This is a genomic window from Pseudomonas sp. (genome assembly GCF_026224925.1).
GTDB lineage: Bacteria > Pseudomonadota > Gammaproteobacteria > Pseudomonadales > Pseudomonadaceae > Aquipseudomonas.
This window is the reverse complement of the sequence record NZ_JAMFRV010000679.1, coordinates 1-4,388: the sequence shown is the minus strand read 5'-3', so window position 1 is coordinate 4,388 and position 4,388 is coordinate 1. Positions and strand designations below refer to the sequence as shown.

The 4,388-nt window shown below is 57.7% G+C and carries 5 protein-coding genes and 1 pseudogene; 4 read left to right on the top strand and 2 right to left on the bottom strand.

The features are described 5' to 3' along the window. Positions 1–954: ATP-binding protein (locus tag M0974_RS28415; RefSeq protein WP_297844970.1), on the top strand; the 954-nt coding region annotated here is incomplete at its 5' end. A gap of 12 nt (positions 955–966) precedes the next feature. Here the strand turns inward: M0974_RS28415 and M0974_RS28410 are convergent. Together M0974_RS28410 and M0974_RS28405 are read right to left on the bottom strand one after the other, a co-directional pair. Beyond that, a complete protein-coding gene (locus M0974_RS28410) occupies positions 967–1,695 on the bottom strand; it encodes a 4'-phosphopantetheinyl transferase (protein ID WP_297844968.1) in 729 nt (242 codons plus the stop codon). 162 nt (positions 1,696–1,857) lie between these two features. Then, positions 1,858–2,646: a dienelactone hydrolase family protein gene (locus M0974_RS28405; RefSeq protein ID WP_297844967.1), complete on the bottom strand. Its 789-nt coding sequence runs from the start codon at positions 2,644–2,646 to the stop codon at positions 1,858–1,860. 190 nt (positions 2,647–2,836) lie between these two features. Between M0974_RS28405 and M0974_RS28400 the strand changes: the two genes are divergently transcribed. From M0974_RS28400 to M0974_RS28390, 3 genes and pseudogenes are all read left to right on the top strand, one after another. Continuing rightward, the gene (locus M0974_RS28400; protein ID WP_297844965.1) at positions 2,837–3,100 is read left to right on the top strand and encodes a hypothetical protein; all 264 of its coding nucleotides are present in this window, start codon (positions 2,837–2,839) and stop codon (positions 3,098–3,100) included. Between the two features lie 126 nt (positions 3,101–3,226). Next, positions 3,227–3,904, top strand: a complete 678-nt coding sequence (locus M0974_RS28395; protein WP_297844964.1) for a response regulator — start codon at positions 3,227–3,229, stop codon at positions 3,902–3,904. After that, positions 3,901–4,388, top strand: a pseudogene (locus tag M0974_RS28390) (histidine kinase); the annotation flags it as partial. The gene M0974_RS28395 and the pseudogene M0974_RS28390, both read left to right, overlap by 4 nt.

The window sequence follows — 4,388 nt, the reverse complement described above, 5'->3', positions numbered from 1 at the left end:
GAAATCGGTCCGCTGTACCAGATGAATCCTTACCCGCCGGAATTGTTGGTTCTGATTGGTTTTCTTGGCCTGTGCCTAATTGGTCTGGTGGTGTCTTTGCTGGTGCACCGTCTTGAGCGCCGTTTGCTGGGTCTGGAGGCCGCCGCGACGCGCCTCGCTAAAGGCAGCCTGGAAACCCGTGTACCGGCGTCGGGTACGGACTCTGTGGGGCGATTGGCGTCGGCGTTCAATGGCATGGCCGAGCATCTCCAGCGCTCATTGAGCATGCAGCGCGAGTTGGTACGTGCGGTTTCCCACGAGCTGCGCACGCCGGTGGCGCGTTTGCGCTTTGGCTTGGAGATGATTGGCGAGGCCACGACTGAGGATGCTCGGGATAAATACCGGGTCGGCATGGACCACGATATTCAGGACCTCGACAAGCTGGTGGACGAGATGCTGACATACGCACGACTGGAACAAGGCTCGCCGACCTTGAATTTCCAGCGCATTGATCTGGATGCGCTGGTCAATCAAGTGATCGCTGAGCTGGCGCCGTTGCGCGCTAACGTCACGGTCAGTCGCGGGCAATGCCTGGCGTCGGCGGATGATGATGGGGTCTGGGTGGAGGCCGAGCCGCGCTATCTGCACCGGGCGCTGCAGAATTTGGTAAGCAACGCCATGCGTCACGCTGAAACTCAGGTCAGCGTCAGTTATCAGGTGGGGCCACTGCGCTGCCGCATCGATATTGAGGACGACGGTCCCGGTGTGCCGGAAAGTGCCTGGGAGCGGATTTTCAAGCCGTTCATGCGTTTAGACGACAGCCGCACGCGGGCATCGGGCGGTCATGGTCTGGGGTTGTCGATTGTGCGGCGGATCATTTATTGGCATGGCGGCCGGGCGCTGATCGGCAAAAGCACGAGTCTGGGTGGTGCATGTTTCAGCCTGGCGTGGCCGCGTCGGCAGGAAAAGCCATGAATCACGTTAAATTCAAAGCGCTGGGATGCTGACCAGGCTTAGCAGTTGGCCGTCTTGCACGCTGAATTGCGCGTCCAGTTCGCAGCCGCTAGGCCATTCGCTGGATAAGTCGATCAGCAGGCGCAGGCGAGCATTACCCTCTGCGGACCAGTGCAGAACTTCTGCGTCTTCGAAGTAAAAGCGTTTTTGCACTAGGGGATAGAGCGCTTTAAATAGGCTTTCTTTGACCGAGAAGGTCAGGGTCACCAGCAAGGCGATGTGTTCAACAGGGCCAGCGGCCATGCGCTTCAGCTCATCGGTGGTGAGGATTTCCCCGGCCAGCCGTTGCGCGCGCTCGCTGTCCAGCAGGTTTTCCACGTCCATACCGAGACCCCGCCACTGCGTGCGCTGCCCAACGATTGCGGCGGCCCAGCCATGGCTGTGGGTAATTGAACCGCAGATATCCACAGGCCAGACCGGCGCACGGTCTTCGCCAATGCTGGGTACGTGATAGCGGCCATCGAGTTGCTTTAAAGCCTCCCGGGCGCAGAGCCGGCCGGCAAGAAACTCCGCCTTACGTTTAGCCACGGAGCGTTGGATGCTGGCGGGGGAGTCGATATTGCTGCGCGGGAAGTCGCCGTCTACGAGTTGCTTTGGATCAAACACACCACTGACCAACACCACGCCGGGCAGGTTGTAGGGCAACGGCCAATGGGTGTTTAGCGCGGGGCAACAAGCGGGGAGGATCAAAGGCTCAGTCATACTTGGCATTTTGCCGGTTTGAGGCCATATCTAGAACCCCTATGGGACCGAATTCATTCGGGAATGCATCACTGCGGTGAGTAAGGCAGACCATGGTGCATTTTTCCCGAATGAATTCGGTCCCACACAGTGAACTGCACAGGGGTTGCAAGTGGTGGCCTCTCAGCCAAACACCTTCTTCAAAAACGCCTGCATATCCGCCCATGAGCTCTGATCAGCGGCTTTGTCATAGGCGATGTCCGGAGCCCCGTCGCCTTTGCCTAGACGGTCTGCGTCAGGGTTACTGAAGCCGTGCTTGGCGCCATCAATCCCGACAAACTTATAATCGGCACCGGCTTTGTCCATTTCTGACTTGAACGCCACCACGCTGTCCTGCGTGACCATGGTGTCGCTGTTGCCATGCTCCACCAGAATTTTAGTTTTGATGCTGCCCGGAGTGGCCGGGGTCTTGGTCGCCAGCATGCCGTGGAACGACACTACGCCCACCAATGGATCCCCACGACGGGCCGCGTCCAGCACTACGCCGCCGCCGAAGCAATAACCGATGGCGGCAATTTTTGCCGGATTGGTCTGTGGTTGTTTCTTCAACTGGGCAAGCCCGGCATCAAAGCGTTGAGCGGCGCTGGTGCTGTTTTTCATCGCTTCCATCATGAACGACATGGCGTCTTTAGGGTGCTCGGTATTCTTGCCTTTGCCGTACATATCCACAGCCATCGCGCTGTAACCCAGCGCCGCCAGCTCACGGGCGCGGCCTTTGGCGTAATCGTTTAAGCCCCACCATTCATGCACTACCAGCACGCCCGGCCGCTGACCTTTGATCGCATCGTCGTAGGCGTAATAGCCGACTAGCTGAGTGCCATCGGCGCTTTTGTAGTGGATGGTTTCAGTCTTGATTGCGGCCTGAGCCAGCCCGGCCATGCACATCATCACTAACGCTATGCAGAAACGCATGATTGATTCCCCTCTGATTTTTATAGATACGAATAACGGAGCCGATAAGTCAAACAGCCTAGACGATTGTGCAGCACTGTTTAGGGGGAATTCGTTCAGGATAAGTTCAGGGCGCGTTCAGGGTGGGTTCAGGGCGCAGTGATTAGTCTGACGGCGTACCTAAATGCGCACTGCGCGAGAGGACTTATTGATGCTTACGTTAAATAAGCTGTTTTTTGCGCTAGCGTTTCTCGGCGGCAGTGCCGCTGTACAAGCTGAAAACCTGCCCGGTGCGCTGTTGCGTGCCAAAGGCGGTGAGCGAGTCAATAAAGCTAATCCCGGTTTGCGGACCGCTGAGTACAACGTTTATTCGACCACCCCCTATGCCTCTGGCACCCATAACGGCGTCAAGCTGAGCCGGGCCACGTTGCAGGGCGGCTACGATCCTAAGCTGCGTCCAACCTATATCTTTTAACCATAAACAGACTGTCGCTGGACATTTGCTGCCCAGACCGCACACTCAGCGTTCTGGGCGCAGTGCCGTTGGCCAAGCTGTATCAGCCTTAGCCTTGAGAGGAATGATTTTGCCCGGGAGAGCCGCATGAAACTGCTGGTGGTAGAAGATGAAGCGTTACTACGTCATCACTTGCAGACCCGCCTGACCGAAAGCGGTCACGTGGTCGAAGCCGTGGCCAATGCTGAAGAGGCCTTATACCAGGCAGAGCAGTTCAACCATGATCTGGCGGTGATCGACCTGGGTTTGCCTGGCATGGGCGGGCTAGACCTGATTCGCCAGTTCCGTGCGCTGGGTAAGGCATTCCCTATCCTGATCCTCACCGCTCGGGGCAACTGGCAAGACAAGGTTGAAGGTTTGGCCGCCGGCGCGGATGATTACGTGGTCAAGCCGTTCCAGTTCGAAGAGCTGGAGGCGCGCCTCAATGCCTTGTTGCGTCGATCCAGTGGCTTCACGCAATCGACCATTGTCGCCGGGCCCTTGCTGCTGGATTTGAACCGCAAGCAAGCATCCCTCGACGAACAGCCCTTGGCGCTGACGGCCTACGAATATCGGATTCTTGAATACCTGATGCGCCATCACCAACAAGTGGTGGCCAAGGAGCGGTTGATGGAGCAGCTCTATCCCGACGACGACGAGCGCGATCCTAATGTGATCGAAGTGCTGGTCGGTCGCCTGCGCCGCAAACTGGAAGGCAACTCCAGTTTTAAGCCTATCGAAACCGTGCGTGGCCTCGGTTACTTGTTCACCGAGCGCTGTAAATGATCCGATCGCTACGCGTGCGATTGATGCTGTCGGCGGCGATGCTGGCAGTGATTTTCATGCTGGCGTTGTTACCGGCGCTGCAGGGCGCCTACAGTTTGGCGCTGGAAGACGCTATCAAGCAGCGTCTGGCGTCGGACGTCACCACCTTGATATCCGCCGCCCGGGTTGAAGATGGCCATCTCATGATGCCGCTGATGTTGCCGGGCGAGCAGTTCAACCTGCCGGACAGCCGCCTGCTGGGCTACATCTACGACCGTGAAGGCCGGTTAGTCTGGCGTTCCCGGGCCACCTCCGCAGAAAACATTAATTACCACCCGCGGTATGACGGCACCGGCAACAATTTCGCGAAGATTAAAGAAGCCAATGGCGACGAGTTTTTCGTCTATGACGTCGAAATCAAGCTGTTGGGCGGACGTAACGCAGCGTTCAGCATCGTCGCTTTGCAGCCGGTTCGCGAATACCAGGCGATTATTTCCGGGCTGCG